Annotated in this window: 3 protein-coding genes; 2 read left to right on the top strand and 1 reads right to left on the bottom strand. The window is 46.6% G+C overall.

Annotated elements, in window-relative coordinates:
* Together B3O33_RS03835 and B3O33_RS03830 are read left to right on the top strand one after the other, a co-directional pair.
* Positions 1-282: energy transducer TonB (locus B3O33_RS03835; protein WP_292362984.1), on the top strand; the 282-nt coding region annotated here is incomplete at its 5' end.
* 70 nt (positions 283-352) lie between these two features.
* Entirely contained in the window at positions 353-1,114 is a 762-nt protein-coding gene (locus tag B3O33_RS03830) for an ATP-binding protein (RefSeq protein WP_292361670.1), read from the top strand.
* A 59-nt stretch (positions 1,115-1,173) separates the two neighbouring features.
* Here the strand turns inward: B3O33_RS03830 and B3O33_RS03825 are convergent.
* Positions 1,174-2,121: sensor histidine kinase (locus B3O33_RS03825; RefSeq protein ID WP_292362982.1), on the bottom strand; the 948-nt coding region annotated here is incomplete at its 5' end.

Raw genomic sequence — 2,121 nt, 5'->3', positions numbered from 1 at the left:
ACCTATTTCAATTTACTCGCCAGAACGCTGGCAGAGCAAAAGCGTTATCCAAGCATTTCCAGACGCCGTGGAGAGCAGGGTGTGGTGCAGTTATTTTTTGTCGTCAACCGTGATGGCAAAATCAAAGCCTCACGTATTGATGCCAGCTCTGGATATCAGCGCCTGGATCAGGCAGTGGTGGAAATGCTGGAAAAGGCACAACCATTACCGGCTTTTCCTGCTGAGATGTCACAGCAGCAATTGGAAGTAAAAGTGCCTATTGCATTTGAATTAAGCAGTTGACGTTCATCAGAGTCAGGCACCATCATAGTATTAAAATCCACGTAACAATGCAGTATCAGGAGCACAGCAGATGAATAATCTGGATTGGCATCAAATTCACGCTGCGGTATGGCGTGCCCATACGCAGAAGCTCAAAGCGATTACCCGGCTTGACTCAATTCGGTTGGATCAACTCATCGGCATTGAGGAACAAAAACAGCAGCTGGTTGAAAATACCCGTCGATTTGTTAACGGTGAAAGCAGTAATCACGCTTTGTTATGGGGTGCCAGAGGTACCGGTAAATCTTCACTTATCAAAGCATTATTAAACGAGTTTGCTGGTGAGGGATTACGTATGTTGCAGATCGATAAGGCGGAGCTTGGCTGGTTGCCGGAAATCCTTGATGATCTGGAAGATCGGCCATTCCGTTTTGTGATCTTCTGCGATGATTTGTCCTTCGAACCAGGTGATGAAGGATTTAAGCCTCTTAAAAGTCTGTTGGAAGGTGGCCTGGAGTTACCTCCGGAACATGTCAGAATTTATGCTACTTCAAACCGACGGCATCTGATGCCGGAACAACAAGCCGAAAATCAGGCCAGCCGGGTGGTGGATGGTGAAGTTCACTACACTGATAGTCTGGAAGATAAGTTAGCCCTGTCAGATCGGTTTGGCTTGTGGTTATCATTCTATCCACCGAGTTGGGAGACCTATCTGGCGATGGTGGATATTCTGTTTGAAAATGTAGATGTGAATCAGGCAATGCTCCATGAGCAGGCTAAGCAATTTGCCATGCGACGAGCCAGCCATAGTGGCCGCACAGCAGTACAGTTTTATCGCCAGTTTCTGAGTTGAAACGGAGCAGCTGATTTTTTATCGTCACAACAGTGGCATATATACACAAATCAACAGTCTTAGCTGCTTTGTTGGTGGCTGATATCCAGCATCACATTATGGCCATTTTCGTTGGCAATATTCTGATAATACCAGCCGAGTTTTTCGGTTAACTGTGCGGTAAGTTGCAGACCGAGACCAAATCCCAGTTCCGTTGGAGCCACATCCATATCAGCGTCAAACTGACGATTGACGATACTGATCCGTGGACCTTGCTGGCTGATAATGACCTGACCTTCCCAGGTATGCTGAAAGGCATTGCGGATCAGGTTACCCAAGACAATTCTTGCCGCCACGGCACTTAGCGAACATTGATATGGGTGGGTTTCCACAATAAGTTCAACCGTTTTATTACGCAGCAGATAACGCATCTCTTGAGTGATTTCCAGCAGCAATTTATCAATTTCAACCACTGATTCCGGCAGCTTTTCATTATCCTCACGGCTTAACCAGAGTAATGTTTCGGTGAGATGCTGCATGGTAATACTGGCACGATCAATCCGATCGGCAATATCCCGCTGCATCGGATTCAATGTGGACGAATTCTGCTGTAATACTTTGTACTGTAATTCGATATTATTACGGATAACACTGATAGGCGTACGTAATTCATGGCTGGTATAACGCAGGAATCGATGTTCTCGATCCAGGCTGCGTTGCACGGACGACAGACTGTTTTGGATCAGTTTCGCCATTTGATTCAGTTCAGGATACAGAAAGTCCGGGGCTGGCTGTGAGAGATTTTCAGGGGTTAATGATTGGGTCCAGGCATTCAGCCGTGACACAGGGGTTGAGATACTGCGCATTAACAGCCAGGTAATCAGCATTAGTGTCAGCGCGATTAAGGCACTGACACCTAATAATAACCGCATGCTGTCGGCCATATTCCGGCCCATTAAACTGGAAACATTCTCGCGGGAAAGGGTTCTGCTGATGTAGACCGATTCATTTGCCAGATCGACTTTGCC

Origin of the sequence: Methylophaga sp. UBA1464, from assembly GCF_002325665.1 — a bacterium.
Taxonomy (GTDB): Bacteria; Pseudomonadota; Gammaproteobacteria; order Nitrosococcales; family Methylophagaceae; genus Methylophaga.
This window is presented reverse-complemented; position numbering and strand designations above follow the sequence as displayed.

Excerpts from the sequence above, each read along its gene's own strand:
- B3O33_RS03830 (WP_292361670.1), top strand. The coding sequence starts at position 353 with ATGAATAATCTGGATTGGCATCAAATTCACGCTGCGGTATGGCGTGCC.